The 23,835-nt window shown below is 34.3% G+C and carries 24 protein-coding genes; 16 read left to right on the top strand and 8 right to left on the bottom strand.

All coding sequences use genetic code 11. From position 1 onward, the window contains the following. Nucleotides 1-5 precede the first annotated feature (5 nt). Entirely contained in the window at nucleotides 6-1,034 is a 1,029-nt protein-coding gene (locus ERX46_RS08360; RefSeq protein WP_130093410.1) for a hypothetical protein, read from the top strand. Between the two features lie 174 nt (nucleotides 1,035-1,208). On the opposite strand, the gene ERX46_RS08355 is transcribed toward ERX46_RS08360, so the two are convergent. Next, the gene (locus tag ERX46_RS08355; RefSeq protein ID WP_130093409.1) at nucleotides 1,209-1,793 is read right to left on the bottom strand and encodes a hypothetical protein; all 585 of its coding nucleotides are present in this window, start codon (nucleotides 1,791-1,793) and stop codon (nucleotides 1,209-1,211) included. A 420-nt stretch (nucleotides 1,794-2,213) separates the two neighbouring features. After that, nucleotides 2,214-3,965, bottom strand: coding sequence for an aspartate--tRNA ligase (gene aspS, locus ERX46_RS08350; RefSeq protein WP_130093408.1), 1,752 nt, complete (start codon nucleotides 3,963-3,965; stop codon nucleotides 2,214-2,216). A gap of 177 nt (nucleotides 3,966-4,142) precedes the next feature. Between aspS and msrA the strand changes: the two genes are divergently transcribed. The 8 genes from msrA to ERX46_RS08310 all read left to right on the top strand — a co-directional run bounded on the left by msrA (nucleotide 4,143) and on the right by ERX46_RS08310 (nucleotide 12,198). Then, on the top strand, nucleotides 4,143-4,820 hold the full coding sequence (msrA, locus tag ERX46_RS08345) for a peptide-methionine (S)-S-oxide reductase MsrA (protein ID WP_130093407.1): 678 nt from the start codon (nucleotides 4,143-4,145) through the stop codon (nucleotides 4,818-4,820). A 255-nt stretch (nucleotides 4,821-5,075) separates the two neighbouring features. Further along, entirely contained in the window at nucleotides 5,076-6,185 is a 1,110-nt protein-coding gene (gene atpB / locus ERX46_RS08340) for a F0F1 ATP synthase subunit A (protein ID WP_130093406.1), read from the top strand. Between the two features lie 30 nt (nucleotides 6,186-6,215). Continuing rightward, nucleotides 6,216-6,425, top strand: coding sequence for an ATP synthase F0 subunit C (atpE, locus tag ERX46_RS08335; RefSeq protein ID WP_130093405.1), 210 nt, complete (start codon nucleotides 6,216-6,218; stop codon nucleotides 6,423-6,425). 83 nt (nucleotides 6,426-6,508) lie between these two features. Continuing rightward, nucleotides 6,509-7,003 (top strand): F0F1 ATP synthase subunit B, encoded by a 495-nt coding sequence (locus ERX46_RS08330; protein ID WP_130093404.1) that lies wholly within the window; start codon nucleotides 6,509-6,511, stop codon nucleotides 7,001-7,003. A gap of 5 nt (nucleotides 7,004-7,008) precedes the next feature. After that, a complete protein-coding gene (atpH, locus tag ERX46_RS08325) occupies nucleotides 7,009-7,542 on the top strand; it encodes an ATP synthase F1 subunit delta (RefSeq protein WP_130093403.1) in 534 nt (177 codons plus the stop codon). A gap of 35 nt (nucleotides 7,543-7,577) precedes the next feature. Next, nucleotides 7,578-9,152 carry a F0F1 ATP synthase subunit alpha gene (atpA, locus tag ERX46_RS08320; protein ID WP_130093402.1) on the top strand — a complete coding sequence of 525 codons (1,575 nt, stop codon included), beginning with the start codon at nucleotides 7,578-7,580 and terminating at the stop codon, nucleotides 9,150-9,152. 29 nt (nucleotides 9,153-9,181) lie between these two features. Next, nucleotides 9,182-10,060, top strand: a complete 879-nt coding sequence (gene atpG / locus ERX46_RS08315; RefSeq protein ID WP_130093401.1) for an ATP synthase F1 subunit gamma — start codon at nucleotides 9,182-9,184, stop codon at nucleotides 10,058-10,060. A gap of 407 nt (nucleotides 10,061-10,467) precedes the next feature. Next, a complete protein-coding gene (locus ERX46_RS08310) occupies nucleotides 10,468-12,198 on the top strand; it encodes a SulP family inorganic anion transporter (protein ID WP_130093400.1) in 1,731 nt (576 codons plus the stop codon). 146 nt (nucleotides 12,199-12,344) lie between these two features. On the opposite strand, the gene ERX46_RS08305 is transcribed toward ERX46_RS08310, so the two are convergent. From ERX46_RS08305 to ERX46_RS08290, 4 genes are read right to left on the bottom strand one after another with little or no spacing between them, the layout of a single operon-like run. Then, nucleotides 12,345-14,225, bottom strand: a complete 1,881-nt coding sequence (locus ERX46_RS08305) for an LTA synthase family protein (protein ID WP_130093399.1) — start codon at nucleotides 14,223-14,225, stop codon at nucleotides 12,345-12,347. Nucleotides 14,226-14,262: 37 nt separating this feature from the next. Further along, a complete protein-coding gene (locus ERX46_RS08300) occupies nucleotides 14,263-14,535 on the bottom strand; it encodes a hypothetical protein (RefSeq protein ID WP_130093398.1) in 273 nt (90 codons plus the stop codon). Further along, nucleotides 14,535-14,834, bottom strand: coding sequence for an Asp-tRNA(Asn)/Glu-tRNA(Gln) amidotransferase subunit GatC (gene gatC, locus ERX46_RS08295; protein WP_130093397.1), 300 nt, complete (start codon nucleotides 14,832-14,834; stop codon nucleotides 14,535-14,537). Before gatC ends, ERX46_RS08300 begins: the two co-directional genes overlap by 1 nt. Nucleotides 14,835-14,860: 26 nt before the next feature. Then, nucleotides 14,861-15,607, bottom strand: coding sequence for a lysophospholipid acyltransferase family protein (locus ERX46_RS08290; RefSeq protein WP_130093396.1), 747 nt, complete (start codon nucleotides 15,605-15,607; stop codon nucleotides 14,861-14,863). 103 nt (nucleotides 15,608-15,710) lie between these two features. Between ERX46_RS08290 and trpS the strand changes: the two genes are divergently transcribed. The 3 genes from trpS to ERX46_RS08275 all read left to right on the top strand — a co-directional run bounded on the left by trpS (nucleotide 15,711) and on the right by ERX46_RS08275 (nucleotide 18,750). Then, complete coding sequence (gene trpS, locus ERX46_RS08285) at nucleotides 15,711-16,682, top strand: tryptophan--tRNA ligase (RefSeq protein ID WP_130093395.1); 972 nt, start codon at nucleotides 15,711-15,713, stop codon at nucleotides 16,680-16,682. A gap of 321 nt (nucleotides 16,683-17,003) precedes the next feature. Then, nucleotides 17,004-17,765, top strand: a complete 762-nt coding sequence (locus tag ERX46_RS08280; RefSeq protein WP_130093394.1) for a glycosyltransferase family 2 protein — start codon at nucleotides 17,004-17,006, stop codon at nucleotides 17,763-17,765. After that, on the top strand, nucleotides 17,752-18,750 hold the full coding sequence (locus ERX46_RS08275) for a glycosyltransferase family 9 protein (protein ID WP_130093393.1): 999 nt from the start codon (nucleotides 17,752-17,754) through the stop codon (nucleotides 18,748-18,750). Before ERX46_RS08280 ends, ERX46_RS08275 begins: the two co-directional genes overlap by 14 nt. A gap of 92 nt (nucleotides 18,751-18,842) precedes the next feature. On the opposite strand, the gene ERX46_RS08270 is transcribed toward ERX46_RS08275, so the two are convergent. Further along, complete coding sequence (locus ERX46_RS08270) at nucleotides 18,843-19,034, bottom strand: hypothetical protein (protein WP_130093392.1); 192 nt, start codon at nucleotides 19,032-19,034, stop codon at nucleotides 18,843-18,845. Between the two features lie 115 nt (nucleotides 19,035-19,149). Here ERX46_RS08270 and ERX46_RS08265 point away from each other — a divergent pair, with 115 nt between their 5' ends. Next, the gene (locus ERX46_RS08265) at nucleotides 19,150-20,103 is read left to right on the top strand and encodes a hypothetical protein (protein WP_130093391.1); all 954 of its coding nucleotides are present in this window, start codon (nucleotides 19,150-19,152) and stop codon (nucleotides 20,101-20,103) included. Nucleotides 20,104-20,229: 126 nt separating this feature from the next. Here the strand turns inward: ERX46_RS08265 and ERX46_RS08260 are convergent, their stop codons facing one another. Next, nucleotides 20,230-21,081 carry an ion transporter gene (locus ERX46_RS08260; RefSeq protein WP_130093390.1) on the bottom strand — a complete coding sequence of 284 codons (852 nt, stop codon included), beginning with the start codon at nucleotides 21,079-21,081 and terminating at the stop codon, nucleotides 20,230-20,232. Nucleotides 21,082-21,286: 205 nt separating this feature from the next. On the opposite strand from ERX46_RS08260, the gene ERX46_RS08255 reads away from it, so the two are divergent. The 3 genes from ERX46_RS08255 to ERX46_RS08245 all read left to right on the top strand — a co-directional run bounded on the left by ERX46_RS08255 (nucleotide 21,287) and on the right by ERX46_RS08245 (nucleotide 23,835). Next, entirely contained in the window at nucleotides 21,287-21,496 is a 210-nt protein-coding gene (locus ERX46_RS08255; RefSeq protein ID WP_130093389.1) for a hypothetical protein, read from the top strand. A 93-nt stretch (nucleotides 21,497-21,589) separates the two neighbouring features. Beyond that, nucleotides 21,590-22,933, top strand: a complete 1,344-nt coding sequence (locus tag ERX46_RS08250; RefSeq protein ID WP_130093388.1) for an FAD-dependent oxidoreductase — start codon at nucleotides 21,590-21,592, stop codon at nucleotides 22,931-22,933. Continuing rightward, the gene (locus ERX46_RS08245) at nucleotides 22,930-23,835 is read left to right on the top strand and encodes a hypothetical protein (RefSeq protein ID WP_130093387.1); all 906 of its coding nucleotides are present in this window, start codon (nucleotides 22,930-22,932) and stop codon (nucleotides 23,833-23,835) included. The genes ERX46_RS08250 and ERX46_RS08245 overlap by 4 nt, the downstream gene beginning before the upstream one ends.

Here is a 23,835-nt window from a genome sequence, read left to right as displayed (position 1 = left end):
CAAAAATGAAAATAAATCCTCCATTTGTATTGCGTGAAAGCTATAACGACGACGTATTAGAGTTGTTGAAATCCGTTACATTGGGATCAAATGGAGCACGTTATCAACACCAAAGATTAGAGAAACGCATCAAGCAAGTTTATCGTCCGTTGTTTCTAAATTTGGAACGGAATGGAAAAGTTTTAGGTAACATTACTTTTTGTAGAAGACCAAAAAATTGGTATGTTCGTTACTTTGCTTTCGATTTAGGAATGCAGGCGACAAATAAACAACCAAAATCCAAAGCCACTAATTCGGGACTTAAATCTCGAATTGGTGGCTTTTTTGAAAGTGCTTTTGAACTGGAAGATGATAATCCAGATTTATTTTATGCTTATATAGATCCTAGAAATGAGCGATCACTTTGGATGAGTCAAAATTTTGATTTTTACACCGTTGCTAAAATTGCTACGCAAAGCTTTAGTCGCGTAAAACCAAAAAACATCGCAGAAGTAGCGCCAACTAAAGTCAATGATTTTATTCGTGAAAAAATTGAAGAAACTTATGGAAAGCATCCATTGTTTTTCACAAAGCACACTTTTAATGACGATCCATTTTATACATTAACTATAAATGGGGAAGTAGTTGCTTTAGCAAAAACGCACAGTGCAGAATGGAAAATTACTAGACTGCCAGGCAGAAATGGTACTTTAATGAGAAATATTATTCCTTTTGTTCCTGGATTAAGAAAAGTTATTCGTCCCAATTCGCATGTTTTCACAGTTGTAGATTCAATTTGGTGTAAGGAAGGTAAATCAGATTATCTCGAAAAACTATTTGAAGGAATTCTATTTCAAGAAAAAACGAATACTATAATTTGGTGGGTCGATGAAAAGGAACCGCTTTATAAATCGAATAAGGATAAAGTCAATTGGGGACTTTTGAATAAAGTAAATGGTGTTCAGGATGTTGACTTGGTTATTCGAACGCCGAAAGGACAACCGAAAACTGTGTTTAATAGTCCGACTTATATTACAGGTTTTGATTTTATTTGAAGGAGGTAGCGAGTTATTAAGTTGGGTAGTTATCAAGTTAGGTAGTTATCAAGTTATCAAGTTGGGTAGTTTTCAAGTTATGGTGGTGAAATAAGTTGCCTTACAACAACCCACAGCATAACTTGATAACTTGACAACTCTTTAACTTGAAAACTTGATAACTCATCAACTTAATTAATCTTCTTCAATAATCTCTTCTTTTATTTTTGGCAAATAAATTTTATCCTCAACAACAATTGCTTCTGGAAATTCAGAAATTAAGGCTGCACGTGTTTTCTCAGCCTCTAATTGTGTTCTATAGTCACCTTGCATTAAGAAGTAGTTCGGAGCTTTATATTTAACGTAAGTTGGAGATTCATCATCCATTTGAAGAATTGTAGCTCTTGCTTTGTCAACTGCAGTTCTGTTTTGATCAAAAAATAATTGAATTCGGAATCCATCCATCAATGGTCCCATATTCGGCGGAATAGTTGCAGATTTGAATTTAATTATTTTATCTACCGATCCACTTTTAACCACATTAATTTTCCCCGGCTTAATGGTCTTAGGTTCGATGATACTGTCATTTATCCAAACATCATCAGACACTTTTGGTGAAATTTCCGGCGAAACTTTTTCTACTGCTTTTATGGTCTCTTTCTCTTTTGCCTCTTCAGTTTTGTTCTTTGATTCAGAATTCTTTCCAGTTTTCCACCATTCATTTTGAGAAATAGCAATTGGCGTCATGGCCATCAAAAAAAGTACAACAATTAATTTCATGAGATAAATATTTTATGCAAAAGTAAATAATAATATGTTCAAATTAGTATTGTTTATTCGATTTTGAAATTCACTTCATTTCAAAGAATTTGTGGCAAGTTAAGCAATTGGAATGCCAGACTTTTACAAGAAATGGTAAAAAACAAAGAAATTGATGCACATTGGAAGTTATAGAATATTTGTTTTCACAATTGATATACGAATAATTGTGTTTTATTATTCATACCTAACTTTCAATTGGATTGCTGGTTTCTAATAAAGAGATCTTTTAAAAAATTTTAATATAAGGAACTGTTCGTTGAGTTGAATAATCGCCTATGGAAATCTGTACAACAAAAAAGAAGCGCCATTAGCGCTTCTTTTTTGTTTAAAATATATTTTCTTAAATGATTTGATGTACGGAAGTTTTGCAAAACGTCTTTACTGCAAATTAACCAATAATCCCAATTCCTTCAGCTGTTCATTATCAATTGTTGCCGGAGCATCAATCATAACATCACGACCAGAATTGTTTTTTGGGAATGCAATATAATCACGTATCGAATCTGAACCACCCATTGTTGCTACCAAACGGTCTAATCCGAAAGCAATACCTCCGTGTGGTGGCGCTCCAAATTCAAAGGCATCCATTAAGAATCCAAATTGTTTGTTTGCTTCTTCTTCAGTAAATCCAAGGAGCTTTAACATCGTTGCCTGAAGTGTTTTGTCATGGATTCGGATTGAACCTCCACCTAATTCAACACCATTCATCGCTAAATCATAAGCATTTGCACGTACTTTTCCTGGATCAGTTTCCAATAAAGCAATATCTTCTGCTTTTGGCGAAGTAAACGGGTGATGCATTGCATGGAAACGATTCGCCTCTTCATCCCATTCCAATAACGGAAAGTCCATTACCCACAATGGTTTGAATACATTCGGATTTCTTAATCCCAATTCATCTCCCATGTGCAAACGCAAGTCACTCATTTGACTGCGTACTTTGTCAGTATCTCCACTCATAATGAACATTAAGTCTCCAGGTTTTGCTCCTGTTAAATCTGCCCATTCTTGTAAATCTTCTTGACTATAAAACTTATCAACTGAACTTTTGAAAGTTCCGTCATCGTTATATTTCGCATAAACCAAACCTTTCGCACCAACTTGTGGACGTTGAACCCATTTCGTTAATGCATCTAATTGTTTACGTGTGTAAATTGCACAATCTTCAGCTACAATTCCTAAAACCAATTCTGCATCATCAAAGATTTTAAAACCTTTGTCTTTCGTTACAGAGTTCATATCCTTGAATTCCATTCCAAAACGGATATCTGGCTTATCAGAACCATACATTTCCATTGCATCAGCATAAGTCATTCTTGGGAAGTCACCTTTAAACTCAACATCTCTGCAAGATTTGAAAAGGTGTTTGATCATTCCTTCAAAAGTATTCAAGATATCTTCTTGTTCAACAAAAGACATTTCACAGTCAATTTGTGTAAACTCAGGTTGACGATCGGCACGCAAATCTTCGTCTCTAAAACAACGAACGATTTGGTAATATTTATCAATTCCCGAAACCATCAACAATTGTTTGAAAGTTTGAGGAGATTGCGGCAAAGCATAAAATTCACCTTGATTCATTCTACTCGGCACAACGAAATCTCTCGCCCCTTCAGGAGTTGATTTAATTAAATATGGAGTTTCGATATCCATAAAATCAACACCGTCTAAGTATTTTCTTGTTTCCAATGATACCTTATTACGTAAACGCAATTTATCTAGAATCGCTTTACGGCGAATGTCTAAATAACGGTATTTCATTCTTAGCTCATCACCACCGTCTGTTTCATTTTCAATCGTAAACGGAGGAGTTTTAGCAGAATTCAAAATATTCAATTCAGAAACAATAATTTCCACTTCACCAGTAGGAATAATATTGTTTTTGCTAGAACGCTCAATAACTTTACCCTTAACTTGAATTACAAACTCACGACCTAATTTACGTGCTTTTTGATTTAATTCTTCATTATCCTCTGTACTGAAAGCCAATTGCGTAATTCCATATCGATCACGAAGATCAACGAAAGTCATTCCTCCCATTTCACGAGTTCGTTGTACCCAACCACTCAAAGTAACTTGATTTCCAACATCAGACAGGCGTAATTCACCACAGGTGTGCGTTCTATACATAATATTCAATTTATAGCTGCAAAAATAGAAAGAAGATTGAACTTAACGGCTACGCTTTTGGTTTTTGTGGGATTTTGGTAGGGGTGATTTGGTAAGGGCGATTTGGTAAGGGCGATTTGCAAATCGCCCTTACCAAACAAAAACGTATTCCAAAACGTTATATAAAAAACAAAACCAATGAAAACAACAATATTATTTCTGTCCTTTATATTTACATTATCAAGCTGTTCAAATGCTGCAAACGATAATCCAGTTTCAAATGGCGGTAGTACGGACGGTTTGCAAACCGTCCGTATAGACGCCAATCAAACCGACCCTGCAATCCAATCAAACTCCATCGCCTATTTCGCATCGGGTTGTTTCTGGTGCGTCGAAGCAGTATTTGAATCTGTAATAGGAGTAGGGGATGTTATTTCAGGATACAGTGGTGGAAAAGCCTCTGACGCAAAATATGAATTGGTGAGTGCTGGTAGAACAAATCATGCAGAAGCAGTTGCTGTTCATTATGATAGTACAAAAATCGATTACACTACCTTATTAAAGGTGTTTTTTGGTTCTCAAGATCCAACAACATTAAATCAACAAGGTCCAGACAGAGGAAAGCAATACCGCAGTTCAATTTTTTACCGCAATGCAAAAGAAAAAGATTTGTCTGAACAATATGTCGCAGAATTATTAAAGCAAGGAACATTCTCAAAAATCACAACAGAGATAGTTCCCTTTGAAGCATTTTATGCCGCCGAAGATTATCACCAAAATTATGAGCATAAAAATCCGGACAATGGATATGTGAAAGCAGTATCCGTTCCAAGATTAAATAAATTCAAAGCAAAATTCCCGGAATTATTAAAATAGATAACATTTATTCGGTGTGATCGGTTGTAGGGGCGATTAGTAAATCGCCCAACAACCGATACACCACATTCACCCAACATCCGATCAGATCGTTCACCCCAACAACCTATGCGCCATTCGGCGCGCCCATCGAATTATTCGGTCACATTATTCAATTTTTTTTCAAAAGCTAAAAAAAGCCATTGACTTTTGGAAAAGAATATATACCTTTGCACCCAAATTTGAACAGAACGATTCATTTTTAAAGTGATTATAATGTTGAATACGACGCTTAAAGCATTTGTTTGGATGGTAGTACTCTTACTATCAGCACCAGTTTTTTCAAGTTCATCTGCAGAGGGTGAGCCAGTAGATGTTGCAGAAATGATTATGCATCACATTAAGGATGCACATGAGTGGCACGTTTTAACGTACACTGATGATAATGATGGGAAGCAACACGTTTCTGTTCATTTACCAATCATTTTGATTGACGGAGGAATAAAAGTTTTCTCATCTAAAAGATTTTACCATGAAGAGGAAGCGATTGAAATCCTAACTCCAGAAGGTGAAACAGATCACTACCTAGTAAATCAAGAATTAGGATACGGAATTTTCCATGAAGAAATCTACAAGCTTAATGAAGCTGGTTTATTAGATTTTGATGTCGAAGGTCACGTAACTAATGCAAAGCCTTACGATTTCTCAATTACTAAGAACGTATTTACATTGTTCTTTTCATCATTATTACTGTTTGTTTTGTTGAAGGCGGCAGTGAAGTCATATAAGAGTGATGGATTGCATCCACCAAGAGGAATCGCAAGATTTGTTGAACCAATCGTTGTCTTTGTACGTGATGATATCGCTAAAGCAAACATTGGAGAAGCAAAATATAAAAAATTCATGCCTTTCTTGTTAACAGCATTTTTCTTTATTTGGATCAACAACATGTTGGGATTAATTCCAATTATTCCTGGCGGAGCTAACTTGACAGGTAACATTAGTTTTACTTTAACACTAGCTGCAATGACAATGCTTGTTACAGTATTCTCTGGAAATAAAAATTATTGGAAACATATTTTCTCCACACCAGGAGTTCCGGTTGCTTTATTGCCAATCATGATTCCTGTTGAGCTTGTTGGAATTATTGCTAAACCTTTTGCCTTAATGGTACGTTTGTTTGCAAATATTACTGCTGGACATATTATCGTATTAGCATTAACAGGAATAATTTTCACGTTCGGAAGTGTGGCGTGGGCAGGACTATCAATTCCAATGTCGCTATTTATTGGCGTACTTGAGTTGTTGGTTGCTTTTTTACAAGCCTTCATTTTTACCATGTTATCAGCGCTCTTCATCGGAGAAGCAGTTGCTGAGGAACATTAATTTAGTAATCTTTATATAAAACAAATAGTTATGGGTATCACTGGAATAGCTGCTATTGGAGCTGGAATCGCTGTACTAGGTGCAGGATTAGGAATTGGAAGAATCGGAAGTTCAGCAATGGACGCTATGGCTCGCCAACCTGAAGCTGCTTCTAAGATTCAAACTGGAATGATCATCTCTGCTGCCCTTATTGAGGGTGTTGCTTTGTTTGGTGTTGTTGTTGGTTTGCTTCAAGGATAGTATTAAGAAGCTTAATTTCCGCGCAACGGTTGGTTGTGCGGAAATTATTTAAAAAGATTATTTTAAAGAGAAATTATTAAGAAATGGATTTAATTACACCAGATTTAGGATTAGTATTTTGGACAGGATTGACTTTTATCATTCTGATGTTCATTTTGACGAAGTTTATTTGGAAGCCAATTATGGCGGCTGTAAACAACCGTGAGAATAACATTCAGGAAGCTTTGGACATGGCTAAAAAGACCAAAGCAGAAATGGAGAAGTTACAGACTCAAAATGCTAACTTGTTAAAAGAAGCGAGAATCGAACGTGATGAGATGATCAAAGAAGCGAAGATTACTAGCGATAGTATGATTGATTCTGCAAAAAGCAAAGCACAAATTGAAGCGGATAAAATTGTTGAAAATGCAAGAGTATCTATTCAAGCTGAGAAAAATGCAGCAGTTGCTGAATTGAAAAATCAAGTGGCTACAATCGCTTTAGAAATTGCTGAAAAAATTCTTCGTCAAGAACTTTCAACTGATGAAAAACAAAAGCAACTGGCAGAGAGTTTTGCTAAAGACATCAATTTAAATTAAGAACAATGGAAGGATTGAAGGTAGCAAGTCGTTATGCGCAGTCTCTTATTGAGTTGGCAGATGAAAAGCAAGTAACAGATGCTGTGTTGAAAGACATGGAGTATTTACTAGCGACTACAAATGATAACAGAGACTTCCACGTGTTTTTGAATAGTCCGTTAATTAATGCGGATAAAAAGAATAATGTATTTGATAAATTATTCGGTGAATTTCAAGAAATTAGTAAAAAGTTTATTCATTTATTGACAAAGAATAAGCGTGAAATGATTTTGCCTATTATTGCAGAAGAGTTTGTTGCTAAATTGAATGTAATTCGTGGAATTGTTCCTATGACATTAACATCTGCTGTAAAGTTAGATGAAACTGTTAAAGCAACAATTCTTGAAAGATTGAATAAAAGCATTAAAGGTTCGATTGAACTAACAGAAAAAGTTGACGAATCACTCATTGGAGGATTTGTAGTAAGGATGGGAGATACACGTATTGATGCGAGTATTGCTCATCAATTGAATGAAATGAAACAACGTTTAATACGATAATTTTAACGCCCGTCGTTAATATAAAGTTTGAAAATATGGCAAATATAAAACCAGCAGAGGTTTCTGCAATCTTAAGAGAAGAGTTATCAGGATTTAAAACTGAAGCTGAACTTCAAGAAGTGGGTACCGTTCTTACAGTAGGAGATGGTATCGCACGTATTTACGGATTAGGTGGTGTTCAATATGGAGAACTTATTGAGTTCGACGGTGGACTTCAAGGAATTGCTCTTAACTTAGAGGAAGACAACGTAGGAGCTGTACTTTTGGGTACTTCAACTAAGGTTAAAGAAGGTGATACTGTTAAACGTTTAGGGAGAATTGCCTCTGTAAAAGTAGGTGAAGGCATTATTGGACGTGTTGTTAACACACTTGGTCAACCTATCGATGGTAAAGGAAAAATTGAAGGTGAATTGTTCGAATTGCCAATTGAACGTAAAGCACCCGGTGTAATTTTCCGTGAGCCAGTTACTGAGCCAATGCAAACTGGAATTAAGTCAATTGACTCGATGATTCCAATTGGTCGTGGACAACGTGAGTTGATTATTGGTGACCGTCAAACAGGTAAAACAACTGTTGCTATTGATGCGATCATCAACCAAAAAGAATTTTATGACGCAGGAAAACCTGTGTACTGTATATATGTAGCAATTGGTCAAAAAGGATCAACTGTTGCAGGAATCGTTCAGAAATTAGAAGAAGCAGGTGCAATGGCCTATACGACTGTTGTTGCTTCAAACGCTTCTGACCCTGCACCGATGCAATATTTTGCACCGATGACAGGAGCAACTATTGGAGAGTTCTTCCGTGATACTGGACGTCCTGCTCTAATCGTTTTTGATGATTTATCAAAACAAGCTGTTGCTTACCGTGAGGTTTCATTGTTGTTACGTCGTCCTCCAGGACGTGAGGCGTATCCAGGTGACGTTTTCTACCTTCACTCAAGATTGTTAGAGCGTGCTGCAAAAATCATTAATGATGATTCAATTGCTGCACAAATGAACGATTTGCCAGATGTTTTAAGACCAATGGTAAAAGGTGGTGGTTCTTTAACTGCGCTTCCAATTATTGAAACACAAGCAGGTGACGTTTCTGCATATATTCCAACAAACGTAATTTCGATTACGGATGGACAGATTTTCTTAGAGTCTGATTTATTTAACGCAGGTATCCGTCCAGCAATTAACGTAGGTATTTCTGTATCACGTGTTGGAGGTAACGCACAGATTAAATCAATGAAGAAAGTTGCAGGAACATTGAAATTAGACCAAGCACAATACAGAGAGCTTGAAGCTTTCTCTAAGTTTGGTTCTGACCTTGATGCAGTAACTAAAAACGTTTTGGATAAAGGTATCCGTAACGTGGAAATCCTTAAACAAAATGAGGGAGATCCATTTACAGTAGAAAGACAAGTAGCAATTATTTACGTGGGTACAAAAGGATTGATTCAAAATGTTCCAGTTGACAAAGTTAAAGCTTTCGAGATTGAATATTTAGATTTCTTAGATGCTAAGCACAAAGATTTAATGAACAACCTTAAATCAGGTAAATTAACTGAAGAAATTACAGATACTTTAACTAAAGTAGCTAAAGAGATTGCTTCAAAATATTAATCTTTCTTTTAGAAAGTGAATTGTAAGGAATGGCGAATTTAAAGGAAATTAAAAACCGTATTACTTCTATCTCTTCAACGATGCAGATTACACAAGCCATGAAATTGGTTTCTGCTGCAAAATTAAAGAGAGCATTGGATGCAATTACACAATTGCGCCCTTATGCTGAAAAGATTCAAGAGATTCTTGGAAACGTAAGTGCTACGCTTGATCTTTCTGAAAATAGATACGCAGAACAACGTGATGTTGAAAACGTATTGATCATAGGGGTATCATCAAACAGAGGTTTGTGTGGTGGATTTAACAATAATATTACTAAGAAAATCAATGAGCTTTTAGCAAATGATTTACAAGGTAAAAACGTTGAATTGCTAACAATCGGTAAGAAAGTTAATGACGCTTTTAAAAACGGAGGTTTAATTAAACGTCCTGAAAATTTAAGTGACGAAACGGCTTTATTTGATGATTTAACTTTTGATCATGCTTCTGAGTACGCTCAATACGCAATGGATAGCTTCATCGATGGAAAATATGACAAAGTAATAGTTGTATATAACGAATTTAAGAACGCAGCAGTTCAAATTATTCGTGACCAACAATTGTTGCCGATTATTCCATCAGCAGTTGAAGACAGTGGAAGTGAAATTGGTGATTACATCTTCGAACCTTCTAAATTAGAAATCATCGGAGACTTAATTCCTAAGTCATTGAAATTGCAATTGTTTAAAGCTGTTTTAGATTCTTGGGCATCAGAACAAGGAGCTAGAATGACAGCGATGCACAAAGCAACAGATAACGCATCTGACTTACAACGTGACTTGAAATTGGTTTACAATAAAGCACGTCAAGCTGCAATTACGAACGAGATTTTAGAGATCGTTGGTGGTGCTGAAGCATTGAACGGGTAGTCAATTAAGAATTAAAAATTACGAATTACGAATTTTTGTAGTACGTGAAAACATAAGATTTTAAAAAGGAGGTTTTTCGAAAGAAGGACCTCTTTTTTTTTGGTATTGTTTTCGTGCCAAGTATGCTTGCCCTACTAGGGCAAGCATACGGTCACTTCAAGAACTCATTCAAAAATGGGGTAGAAAAATTAATGGTGCATTGCGTCATTAATTTTTCTACCCCATTTTTGAATTTTAAAAGCTTTTCACCACTTTTTTGCTTGCAAAAAAGCAACAACGTATCACTAATTCGTAATTGTTAATTCATAATTCGTAATTGATTTGTGTGATTTTTATCACATTGAATTTTTAATATACTTCTTATCTTTGTAGATTGTTAATTTTACAACACAGACAAAAAATCATAGATGCAGTTTAAACTTCCTTTTTTTCAACAGCTAAAAACTTATAACGGAAAAACATTTACGCAAGATTTAATAGGTGGGCTCACAGTAGGAGTAATGCTTATTCCACAAGGGATGGCTTATGCTTATTTAGCTGAAATTCCACCTGTTTACGGATTGTATGCTTCTATCGTTCCTTTGCTTGTGTATATGTTAATGGGAACCTCAATCTATGCGGCAATTGGACCTGCGGCATTGACTTCTCTATTGGCGTTTTCAGGCTTAAATCACGCTGGGATTACTGATCCTGATAAATTCCTTAATGCTGTTATATTAATCGCGCTCTTATCCGGTTTAATTCAGTTTTTAATGGGGATTTTAAAATTAGGACTGATTGTAAATTTCATTTCTAAACCAGTGCTTAAAGGTTTCATATTTGGAGCTGCTTTGACCATATTTTTGAGTCAATTGAAGAGCGCTACAGGAATTAATGTAGACGCCCACGGTTCTATAGAAACACTTGTCGCATTAATTTCAAATATTTCTACGTTTAGTTTTTATACTATTTTGATTTCAGGAATATCAATCGCTTTCCTGTTCTACATGAAACGTTTCAGTAAGCGAATTCCAAATCAATTAATAGTGATGTTGGTTTCATTATTGATCATCTTCTTCTTCAATACAGATGATTCTGGAGTTTCTATTTTAGGGACGATTCCTGAAGGTTTACCAAGTTTTTCTATACCTTATATGGATTGGGATTTGATTAAGTTAATCCTTCCAGCAAGTATAACAATTGCCTTTATTTCTTTTGTTGAAGTATATGCAATTGGTGTTTCTTTGGAAGACAAAGAAGATCATGGGAATCTAAAGCCAAATCAAGAATTAATCGCGTTGGGATTGTCTAAATTTATTGGTTCCTTTTTTATGGCTTATCCAACTTCCTCTAGTTTCTCTCGTTCAGCCGTTAATAAACAAGGTGGAACAAAAACGAATGTTGCAACGATTTTCACCGTTGGTTTAGTAGTTATGACATTGTTGTTCTTGACCCCGTATTTTTATTTCTTACCTAAAGCAGCTCTTGCTGCAATCATTATTGTTGCTATTATAGGTTTAATGGACTTCCAATACTATAAGACTTTATGGAGGATAGATAAGCGTGATTTCTTGATGCTTGCAGTAACAACTTTAGTTACTTTCCTAATTGGAGTTCAAGAAGGAATTATCACAGGAGTCGTTTTGTCGATCATGTCTTTGGTCTATGCAGTTTCATTTCCACATACAGCCGAAGTTGGATTGGTAAGGGGTTCTTTACATACATTTAGAAACGTTGATCGTTATTCTGAGACAGATGTTCAAGATGAAATTCTAATTTATCGCTTTGATGCCGCTTTATCATTTGCAAATATCCCTCATTTTATTAAAAAATTAAGAAGGTTTGAATCACAAAAAAAGAACCTGAAATTCGTTGTGATCAATGCGACTTCAATAGATTCAATTGATACAACGTCATTGGATTCAATAAAGGAGATTGCAGAAGAATACAAGGAAAAAGATATTCGAATGATGATTGCTTGTCTCAAAGGGCCTGTTCGTGATAAATTCGAGAAAACAAATATGTTTAAAATCATTGGAGAAGATAATTTCTTCCCAAGCGTTTCTGAAGCTATGCGCGATATTAAGGGAGAACAAAGATTAGTTGATCCTAAAATTGCTTTTCAGGCGAATCCACCTCGGAAATTGAGGAAAGATTAAATGATTACGAATTGGGTTTACAAAATTGAGATTTCTCTTTAATGAATTGGTTTTCTTTGTATTCGATTTAAGATTGGGCAATCCATCCAAACGAAGTCAAAATCTAAAGAAATTCGTAATTCGTAATTTCCTAATTCGTAATTGAATCAAAGCTCTTCATACTGCTCATACAACAGCTGCATAAACGCATTACATCTTTTTCTTTCCACGCTTAACACGTCTGGATCAAATGTGTTTTCAACGTATCTTTGATAGTCCAAGTGAAAAGTAAATTGCCCTTTTGGAGTTACCCAACCAAAACCTCTAGTCGTTGTATGCAATGCAAATTCTGGCACATTTGGATTTAAAAGGTCTTTACTCCAAGGATAATCATTTCCTGTATCTACTTTCATTTGATACATTAAAGTTTGTGCAATATCGGCTTGAGATCCTACTTTATCAATTACCATTCCTCTGGCAGAATCTTTTAATGCTGGGCCATATAACAACAACGGAATACGGTAAAATTCTGAATCATTTGGATTAGAAACGTAGGGAGAAGCATGACCATGATCAGCAACAATCACAAACAAAGTGTTTTTATGCCAATCTTGCTTTTTAGTTGATTCAATAAAATCACTTAAACATTGATCTGCATAAATAACAGAATTCATAAAACTCTTTTCTTCCCCTTTCCAATTTGATTTTTCATGTCCAGGGAAATCATACGGAGAATGCGTACTTCCAGTAAATGCACACTCTATAAATGGCTGTTCTTGACGATTGATTTTTTCTAGAAATATTTGGAATAAATCTTCGTCATAGTAATTGAGTTTACCTTTTTGAAGATTTTTCGGGAAATCAGATTCATCTTGAATGCGCTCGAATCCATGATCTGTAAAATAGCTATCGATATTTCCGTATTTCAAATCTCCACTAAACAAATAACCAGCCGTATAGCCCCTTGGTTTTAAACTTTGGTTGAGTGACTTCAGTTTACGGTGTTTGAATGGTTGCATTGAAATTGAAATCTCCGGTAATGCTGGATATCCTGAGAAAATGCTTGAATTCCCAATCTCTGATGTACTTCCTGTAGAATATATATTGGTAAATAAAACCCCTTCTTTTGAGAGTTTATCGAATTCTGGTGTTCCTCCAGGTTTTCCCGAAAGACGATTACTTATTGTAGAAGTCCAACTTTCCAAAATGACAAAAACTAAATTCGGAGAAGTATTTTCTAGGATATAATTATCGTGTTTTTTTTCGTATGTCAAGAAATCACTTAGTAACTCTTCGATTTCTTCCTCTTCATAGTTACTCAGGAATTCTCCAATATTAGAGCGTTTAAACAGAAGGTAACTTTTTCCAAAAAAGTAAGGGGAATTCACAGAGATGTCATTAACAATATACTTTTTTGAGAAATAGGCTGCATCGATATTGATCGGAATTTGTTGTAGTCCACCACGAGCAAAAATGAAGTAAAATCCTATTAAAAGTGGTAGAACAGGAATAAACAGCACGATTTTCACCCAAAGTTGACTCTTTAATACAGTAAATCGATCTTTTTTGAAAAGCCATTTCATTATTTTCCATCCAAAAGCAACTTCTAAAATAAGGTAGAAAATAAACCAAAAAGTCATGCTGTAATCTGCCGTTCTAAAAACTTCATCAGGATTTCCTAAGTGCATAAAAACACGTGAAGTCAATTTATGATTCCATTCGCCATAGGCATTAATTTCACCTGCATGAATCATAGCAACAAGAAGCAATTCGGTAATTAAAACAACTTTAAAAATGATAAAAAGGAATTTCTTCTTAAAGACAATGTAACTCAAAATGAAAATAATAGGAACAGCACTTAAGTAACTTCCCATAGCAATATCTAAACGAATTGAATGGAAGAAAACCTGAATCCAGTCCCAAAATGAGCTGTCGGAGAGTTTCGGTAAATTGTGTATGGAGAACAGTATTCTTTGAAAATCAAAAACAAGAATCCAGAAAATAAGTAGAAATATAAACGCTAATCCTGTTTTTTTAAAGATTTTCATGATGATTAGTGATTAAAAGTAAATAATAAAATCAAAATTACATTTCTGGAGTATTCTCTAAAGATTTGCAATCTGCAGCTCGCTCATGCAACTCTTTTGGCATCATTTCTTGAAATGGTTCACACAATTCATCACGTTTGTCTTTTGCTACATTCAAACTATCTTCACCTGCTTGTGTTGGAGCACGGTTAAAAAATGTAGCTGAAATTTTATTTACTTCATCGCCTGCTTCAACGCAATCACAAAGTGACTGACTATTGTTGCATGATACAAGTAACGTGAGGAGAAGTAATAGACTAAATGTTTTCATTATTCTGCAGTTTTGTCCAATACTTTTGGAATTCTAAAGTAATCAGAATCTTTTTTAGGAGCATTTCTCAATGCTTCTTCATGTGTAATTGATTGTTGAGGAATATCTTCACGCAAAACATTTACACCTTCAGACATAAAAACAAGCGGTTCAACATGATCAGTATCGATTTCGTTGAGTTTCCCCATGAAATCAATAATATTATTCATGTCATTTTTAATAGCTTCTTTGTCTTCTCCTGTAAAAGAAAGTCTTGCCAAATGTGCAATGTGATCGATTAATTCGTCCTTAATTTCCATATTGAATCAAAATTATATCTGCAAAATTAATCATTTTTTTGCGGTATATAAGAATGAATGACTTGATATGTTTTTTCTTTAATTGTATTGAGCTCTTCTCGTTTGATTTCTTCTTTATCAATCATTTCATGAAAGTGTAATTTTGCTATTCCGGGCATTGCTGGAGCACAAAAATTTTCTGGATCAGAAAAGAGTTTAAAATGATTAATAAAAGTAATGGGAAGAATAGCGCAAGAGGTTGATTTTGCCAATTGAAAAGCACCGTCTTTAAATGGCGCCAATTGTGGCGCGCAATCTGGAATACCTCCTTCCGGAAAAATAACAATGCTCCATCCATTTTTTAAAGCGTTTTTTGCTTGAATAAAGGCTTTTGCAGAACGAATACTGCTGCTCCTGTCCACAGGGATATTTAATTTTTTAAAGAAAGTTTTGACTAATGGATATTTTAGAATTTCGCTTTTCCCCATAAAAATGAATCTTTGTTTGGGCAAAACACTGTACAAAATAAAAATGTCTAAGTAAGAAGTATGATTAGCGATAATGACATAAGGTTCATCACTTGATTCTACTTTTCTATTGCTTTCTACAGCATAAAAACAAAAAATACGAACACATCTTGACCAAGCGACATTAATATCAAAACTGTATGGTTTTAGCCTTTCAAATGAAAGGACGAATAACAACGCAGGATAAAAAAGGAGCAAGGTAAGTCCAAACACCAATCCAATATAAAGTTTCCATGAATAGTAAATTAATCCAAGAATATATTTCATTTTAATTATTAATGTCCACCAAAGGTAAATAATTTGCTTAGGTCTTCAACAAAAGATTATTTTTGTAATCAACTATTTTTTATACACAAAAATCAGTTTTATTATGACACGTGTTTTAACAGGAATACAAAGTACGGGAGTTCCTCATTTAGGAAATCTTTTGGGAGCAATTATGCCAGCAATTAAAATGGCAGATAGCAATGAGGAAGAATCATTTTTATTTATTGCTGATTTACATTCATTAACGACCGTTAGAGATGGAGAAACTTTAAGAAATAACACTTATGGTGTTGCTGCTGCTTGGCTTGCTTTTGGTTTGAATCCTGAGAAAATGGTGTTTTATCGTCAAAGTGATGTTCCAGAAGTGACGGAATTGGCTTGGTATTTAATGTGTCATTTTCAATATCAAAGGTTAACATTAGCACACTCCTTTAAAGATAAAGCAGGAAGAACAAGCGATATTAATGCTGGATTATTTAATTATCCGATGTTGATGGCTGCTGATATTTTATTGTACGATGCAACGGAAGTACCAGTAGGGAAAGACCAATTGCAACACATTGAAATGACACGCGATGTTGCTCAAAAATTAAATGCTAGCGTTGGAAAAGATGTTTTAGTCCTTCCAGAATCAAAAATTGAAGAAAACACAACACTTATTCCTGGAACGGATGGTGGGAAAATGAGTAAATCAAGAAATAATTTCATCAATATATTTTTGCCAGAAAAAGCATTAAGAAAACAAGTGATGAAAATTGAAACAGACAGCACACCGATGGAAGATCCAAAAGATCCAGAAACGTGTAATGTTTATACGCTCTATAAATTATTAGGTTCAGAGGAGCAAATAAAAGCATTGGGAGATCAATACCGTGCTGGTAATTTCGGATATGGTCATGCAAAACAAGCACTTTTCGAATTAATTATTGAAAAATTTAAAGTTGAACGTGAAAAATTCAATTATTTCATTGAAAATAAAGATGAAATTGATAGCATTTTGAGCGAAGGAGCGGAGAAAGCAAGGAAAGTTGCGCATCAAACGTTGTATAGAGTTAGGAGAGAATTGGGTTATTGAAAAGTAATTGTTAATCCGTCAGTGGTCGGACAATTTGTTTAACGGGGTGGTGAGGGGCTGTTTTGCAACCATCTGCAATTTCGGAAGATTTTTTTCTCACAGTGAATACTCTAAAGTTTATCTTTTTTATTGAAACTCTCCTTTTATTTTATATATTTAGGGTAGAATTTAATTATTAACTAATTTAAAACCTCACAGCTTGCAATTTGTGAAACTTATTTAAAACCACATCCACCGGGATGTGGTTTTTTCTTTTCACTATAATCTGAATAATCTTCCCTATACAGCAATAACCATTATATTTGTTTTTGAAGAAAATAAATGGAACACAAAATTACATCTACAATTATCACTTTTAATGAGGAGCGGAATATAGCCCGCTGTATTGATGCTTTGGCTCCAATTTCTGATGAGATAATTGTGCTTGATTCTTTTTCAACTGACCGAACAATTGAAATTTGCAGAAGTAAAAACGTTCGCATTGAACAACGAGAATGGAAAGGATATTCTAATGCTAAAAATCATTTGAACCAATTGGCAACACACGAATATATTTTTTCTGTAGATGCCGACGAAGCTCCTGATGAGATTTTACAAAACGCTATTTTTTTCATTAAAAAAGAAGGATTAATTGGTGTTTATGAAGTGAATCGCTTAACCAATTATTGTGGGAAATGGATTAAGCATTCGGGCTGGTATCCTGATGTGAAAATCCGAATATTCCCAAAGTCTACAAGTCAATGGGAAGGTGCTTATGTGCATGAAGAATTGGTTGTTGAAGGAAATCCTGTTGCGAAAAACCTAGCTGGACATTTATTGCATTATTCCTATTATTCTCAAAAAGACCATAGGCAACGGGCAGATAAATATTCTGAATTGACAGCAATAAAAATGCATGAAAAAGGAAAACGTGTTGGACCGCTAAAACCATATATTAGTGCAGTTGGACGATTTGTAGCTATGTTTTTCATCAAAAAAGGATTTTTAGATGGAAAAGCAGGATTTACAATTGCAAGAATTTCCGCTTTGTCTAACATTTATAAATACAAAGAACTAAGAAGATTACAGCATGAAAATAGTTGATTTATCTGGAAAAACGATTGTAATCAGTCGAACAGACAGTATCGGTGATGTAATTTTAACGCTGCCATTATGTGGTTGGCTTAAAAAGCAGTTTCCGACTGTTAAAATCATTTTTCTTGGAAAGTCTTATACTGTTGATGTGCTAAAATGCTCGCCTTATATTGATGAAATTATTCGATTAGAAGATTGGGATAAAGTTTCCTTTAATGAACAAATCGAAATAGTGAAAACACTAGATATTTATGCTTTCGTTCATGTTTTCCCTAATAAACACTTAGCGAAACTGGGCAGAGCTGCTAAAATCCCGATGAGAATTGGAACATCTCACAGAATGTTTCATTTATTTACATGTAATTTCCGACCAAATTTCACCCGTAAGAATTCTAATTTCCATGAAGCACAATTGAATTTTGAATTACTGAGAAGCTTTGGTGTTAAATCGTTACCCAAAATAGAAGAGTTAGTAGAATATATTGGCAAATTTAAACCACAGGTTGAATTACCAAATCAACTGAAGGAAGTGTTAAAGAGTGGAAAACGAGTAATTCTACATACAAAATCTCAAGGTTCGGCAGTAGAATGGCCAATGGAGAAATATGTGCAACTCGCAATTGAATTAGCAGCGAAAAATTATACAGTCTATTTTTCAGGAACAGAAAAAGAAGGATTACAATTTCGTGGTGCTTTACCAAATCATCCGCAGATTATTGATATTTCGGGAAAAAGCAGTTTGGCAGAACTAATAACCTTTATTGATAAGTGTGATGTACTAGTCGCTTGTAGCACTGGACCTTTACATTTGGCAGCTGTTTTAGGGAAGAAAGCAATTGGATTATATACCGATTTACGTCCGATGCATCCTGGAAGATGGGCACCAATTGGAGCGAAGAGTATTGCAATTACTGCCAACAGTAGTGGAGATCCAAAACTTGAAGATATTTATAGTATTGTAGTCGATCGCATAGTGCAAATTATTGAGAGTTAGCTGTAAAAAGAAAATAGTTACCTTTTAAAAAAGCAACTATTATAGTAATACTCCCAATTTAAAAGAGAGATTATAATCAAACGAGATCAGATTTACTTAAGCTTGTTTGGATCATTTGCAGCTTGTCTGTTATATTTTGCTTGCAAACGCAACCAGATAAACAAACCAACAAAACCAAGTACGATAACTGCATAGTTAAAAACATTACCTACAGTTTCGAATAACAATTCTGTTGTCCACAAAGTCCAATCTCCTAATTCAACAACAAGTTCTGTATAAGTCATAACAAATATTTAAAACACAAATATAATATTTTTCCAATTGAATCTTTAAAAACTCTATATTTATCTTAATGAATAGATACATTTGTTGTCAGTTTATAAAAACCTTGTAAAATACATGATAAAATATTTTTCAAATAATAATTCGTTCATAGTTCTACTGATCCCTGTATTTGTAGTTCTTCACATGATGTTGGATTATTATTTCCCTACTTTCACTACGTCAATCATTGGTCAGGAAAATCTATGGAATTTAGATTTTTACGCCATAGGAACTATGAATTCAAGGATATTGGCAGTTATTTTTATCTGTGTTAATGCTATTTTGCTCAATTTCGTGTTTAACAGTTTATCATTTTTTGATAAATTTATTTATCTCCCAAGTATATTGTATGTACTCATGGTTTTCTTATTTCCAATCAGTTTGCGTTTTGGGGAGGATTTAGTTGGACATTTGTTTTTTATACTTTCCTTTTATCAATTATTGAGCATTCAACAAAATGAAGACGCACGTAATAATGCTTTTTTGAGTGCATTGTTTTTAGGTGCTGCAGCCACATTCCTGCCTATGTACAGTATATTTTTCCTTATTATTTGGTTTGGATTATATACTATTCGACCATTTGTTTTTAGGGAATATATTTTACCTCTTTTTGGATTTATTTTCCCATTTCTTTGGGTAGTATTGGTTAATCCATTCTTTTTTGAAGAAATGTTTTCCTTTAATTCCTACCTCAGTCATACACATGTTGGTGATTTTGTGATTTATGTAGCTTATTTGATTGTTGTAATAATGGCTTTATTGGCCAATAAAAAAATATTAGAACGCAGAATAAAAAGCTCTATTCGTTACAAAAGAATTATTTCAGTGACATTGGTTTCGCTTTTATTCGGTGCGGGTATAAGTACTTTAATTCTGCTGATATATGATACTTATTTTTACTTTACAGTTGTACTTGTAATCTTACCCTTTATTCTGCCTTATGCTTTTCTAAACGTAAAACGAAAATGGATTCCTAATACCTTGTTCTATCTGTTGATCGCTTTGAATGTGCTTAAATTCTTTTACTAAAATAATATAGGGTAAGCCATTAAAAGAATTACGAATTTTCAATTACGAATTAGGAATTATTTCAAATCCACGCCAATCGCGTTAACAATTAACCATTTACAATTAATCATTAATTATCCTTTATTTTCAAAATTCATAACCACAACTTTTACAGAAATGAGCTGACTTCTCATGGCCTACTTCTCCGCAATTCTGACATTCAAATGGTTTGATTTCATTTGATTTTAATGAAGTAAATTCAGATGATACAATTCCTGTGGGGACGGCAATAATTGCATATCCAAAAAGCATTATGAAAGATGCCAAAGCTTGCCCTAGCGGTGTGACGGGTGCTATGTCTCCATAACCAACCGTTGTTATTGTGATAATTGCCCAATAAACACTTCGGGGAATACTCGTAAAACCAGCTTCTTTGGGTTCAATCACATACATTAAACCACCTAGAATAATTACAATTGTTAACATTGAAATTAAGAAGACAGCGATTTTGTGGCGACTGTTTTTTAAGGCATCACCCAAAACATCGGCGCCTATCATGTATCTGCTGAGTCTCAATATTCTGAAAATTCTTAAGAAACGAATTGAGCGTACAATCATTAAAGAAGCTGCTCCGTCGATGAAGAGACTTAAATAAGATGGAAGGAGTGAGAACAAATCGACCAGTCCCATGAAAGAAAATATGTAAGAAAACGGTTTTCTAAGACTGACAATTCTTAAAATATATTCAATGGTAAATAAACCTGTTACAATCCATTCAATTGTAAGAAAAGCGAAATTATATTTTAGATTTAAGTAAGAAACGCTTTCCAGCATTATTACTACAACAGAAAGTAAAATGATAATCAATAATAGGATATCGAAAACCTTACCTGGTCGCGTATACGTTCCGTAAATTACTTCCTGTATTTTTAATTGCCACGGTCTTAGTTTGAATTCCTTCTCTCGAAATGATAAAGATTTATCGATTTGTTTTTTCATATTTTACCAACTGATGATATAAAAGTACTTAAATTTAAGATAAGTTCATATCCAATAACTGTGGAATGAATCGATGTTGTTGCATCAGTTGAGATATTAACTTAGAATTGGACTCAAAACATCAATATTATCGTCTAATTGGCATTATCTTATAACCAAAGTTCTAAATCACTTCTTATTCTTCAATAATTTGTATTTTTGAACAATGGATATACAAGAGTTAATTCAACGCAGATTTACGGGGGAACTCAACAATGAAGCTGAATATATTGAGCTTTTGGTACAAGTTTTTGCTGTTCTTATTTTAGGGCTATTGCTCTGGAGAATAATGGTTGTTTTTCATCGAAAGAAAAAAGCCAAACGTAAGCCAAGTGCATATTTTGATAATACTTTCTCTAAAAGTTGGAGAAAATAAATTCACATTAAACCAAAGTAAGCGGATGTTGTTACATTCACTAGAAATAGTAAACGGTATATCCATCAAGATCATTTAAGAGGAAGAAAAATCATGGAAGAAAAGAAAGTTGCAGTTGTAGGAGCAGGATTAGTAGGAAGTTTATTGGCTGTTCTATTGGCGAAAAAAGGAATGCAAGTAGATGTTTTTGAACGTCGACCAGATTTGAGAAAAGCAAAAGCTATTGGTGGAAGATCTATCAATTTAGCACTTTCTAACCGTGGATTTAAAGCGCTTTCACTGGCTGGATTCGATCAAGAAATTAGAGATATTTCAATTCCAATGTATGGTCGTAAAATGCACGATTTAAAAGGAAATCTTACATATCAAGCTTACGGAAAGGACAATGAAGCGATTTATTCAGTTTCTCGTGGACAATTGAATCAAAAGTTAATGAATTTAGCGGATGATTTTGAAAACGTTAAGTATCGCTTTGATCACGCTTGTGAAGATATTGATTTACCGAGTAACAAAATCACTTTTGCCAATGGTGAGTCCAAAGAAAAAAACCATTATTCATATGATCAAATCTTTGGTACGGACGGCGCTTTTTCTTCAGTGCGAGGAGTTTTGCAAAAGACGCCAATGTTCAATTATTCACAAGATTATTTACCACATGGCTATAAGGAATTAAATTTTCCTGCAAATCCTGATGGAACGCATTGCATGGACAAAAACTGCTTGCACATTTGGCCGCGAGGAGAATTCATGATGATTGCCCTTCCAAATTTAGATGGTAGTTTCACAGTGACTTTGTTTTTCCCTATGAAAGGAGAAGTTTCTTTTGAAAGTATAGATACAGAAGAAAAAGTAGTTGATTTCTTCAATAGTACTTTTGCAGATGCAGTTCCGCACATGCCAACTTTGGTTGATGATTATTTCTCAAATCCAACATCAACCTTAGTCACAATTCGTTGTAGTCCTTGGAATTATGAAGACAAAGTAATGTTGTTAGGAGACGCATCTCATGCAATAGTTCCATTTTATGGACAAGGAATGAACTCTGGTCTTGAAGACTGTTCTGTATTCTTTGAAATGTATGATGAACACAAAGATGATGTTAATGCATTGTTTGAAGCTTTCAGTAAACAACGTGTACCAGATGGAAATGCAATTGCAGATTTAGCATTGTATAACTATATTGAAATGCGTGATTTGGCTGGCGATAAAGACTTTTTATTGAGAAAGAAAATTGAACGTAAATTCAGTGACATGTACCCAGATAACTGGATGCCATTATATTCACAAGTAACTTTTAGTCATATTCGCTATTCTGAAGCATTAGCAGCAGGAAATAGACAAAGAAAAATTATGGATGAGGTCATGGGAATGAATAATATCCATGAGAATTGGGATGATCAAAAAGTAATTGACAAAATTTTATCTTTAATTAAATGAAAAATTTAGTGTTCCTAATTTTTATTGGTTTTTTCTTTAGTTCGGGACTTAATGCACAATATAAGCCGAAAAAGAAAAAAAATCAATTTTATGGTAATCAAAGGTTGCAGCAACCACTTTTTAGATGGGTAACTGGCGATTATGCGAAACATGGAATTCAATTTTCTTTTGGACCAACCTATACTTTTACAAATGCCAAAGCTAAAGAAGGGGAGTTTACAATAAAATCAGACAATTTTGGAGCAGATTCACTTATTCGATATTCACAAGAAGCGAAAAGTCGAATTGGAATTTTTGCTGAATTAGGAATGGTTCACATCACCAGAAAACCAAGAAAGATTATTCATTATTATGATTGGGGAATAGGCTTTAAATTATATGGTGGAAGAGAAATTACAGAATCAAAATTTTATGACAACAGAGACACACTAATTGGTAAACTAGATGGCGAAGGTAAGTTCTATAATGGATATTTATACGGAAGATTTAGTGCGCACAATGTATTTCAAATCAATCCTAATTTCTTCCTAGACAATGCACTTGGATTTAATGTAGATTACGCCCTAATGAATGGCAATATGGTCTACGATGGTTTTCGTGTTCCAACAGAAGAAAAATTTCAAGGAGATTTAATAGGTCAATTGCACTATTCTCTTGGGTTGGGAATAAAGCCTAGAGCAGACAAAGGATTTTTCTTTGTTCCCAGTATTGAAATACCTTTTCTGGGAGTTCAGGAATGGAATGGAGGTTCGCCAGCAATTCACTGGTTTTCTAGTAAATATTATCCAGCAATGTTAAGGCTGAAGTTTGTTTGGTTATTCAACCGAGACCCTGACAGATGCCCTCCTGTAGATGTTAATATTATTGACAAACGCTATATGGAAGAACAGAAGAACAAGTAG

Source organism: Brumimicrobium glaciale (genome assembly GCF_004152935.1).
Taxonomy (GTDB): domain Bacteria; phylum Bacteroidota; class Bacteroidia; order Flavobacteriales_D; family Crocinitomicaceae; genus Brumimicrobium; species Brumimicrobium glaciale.
The sequence above is the reverse complement of the archived record's forward strand: the minus strand, read 5'-3'. Positions and strand labels throughout refer to the sequence as shown.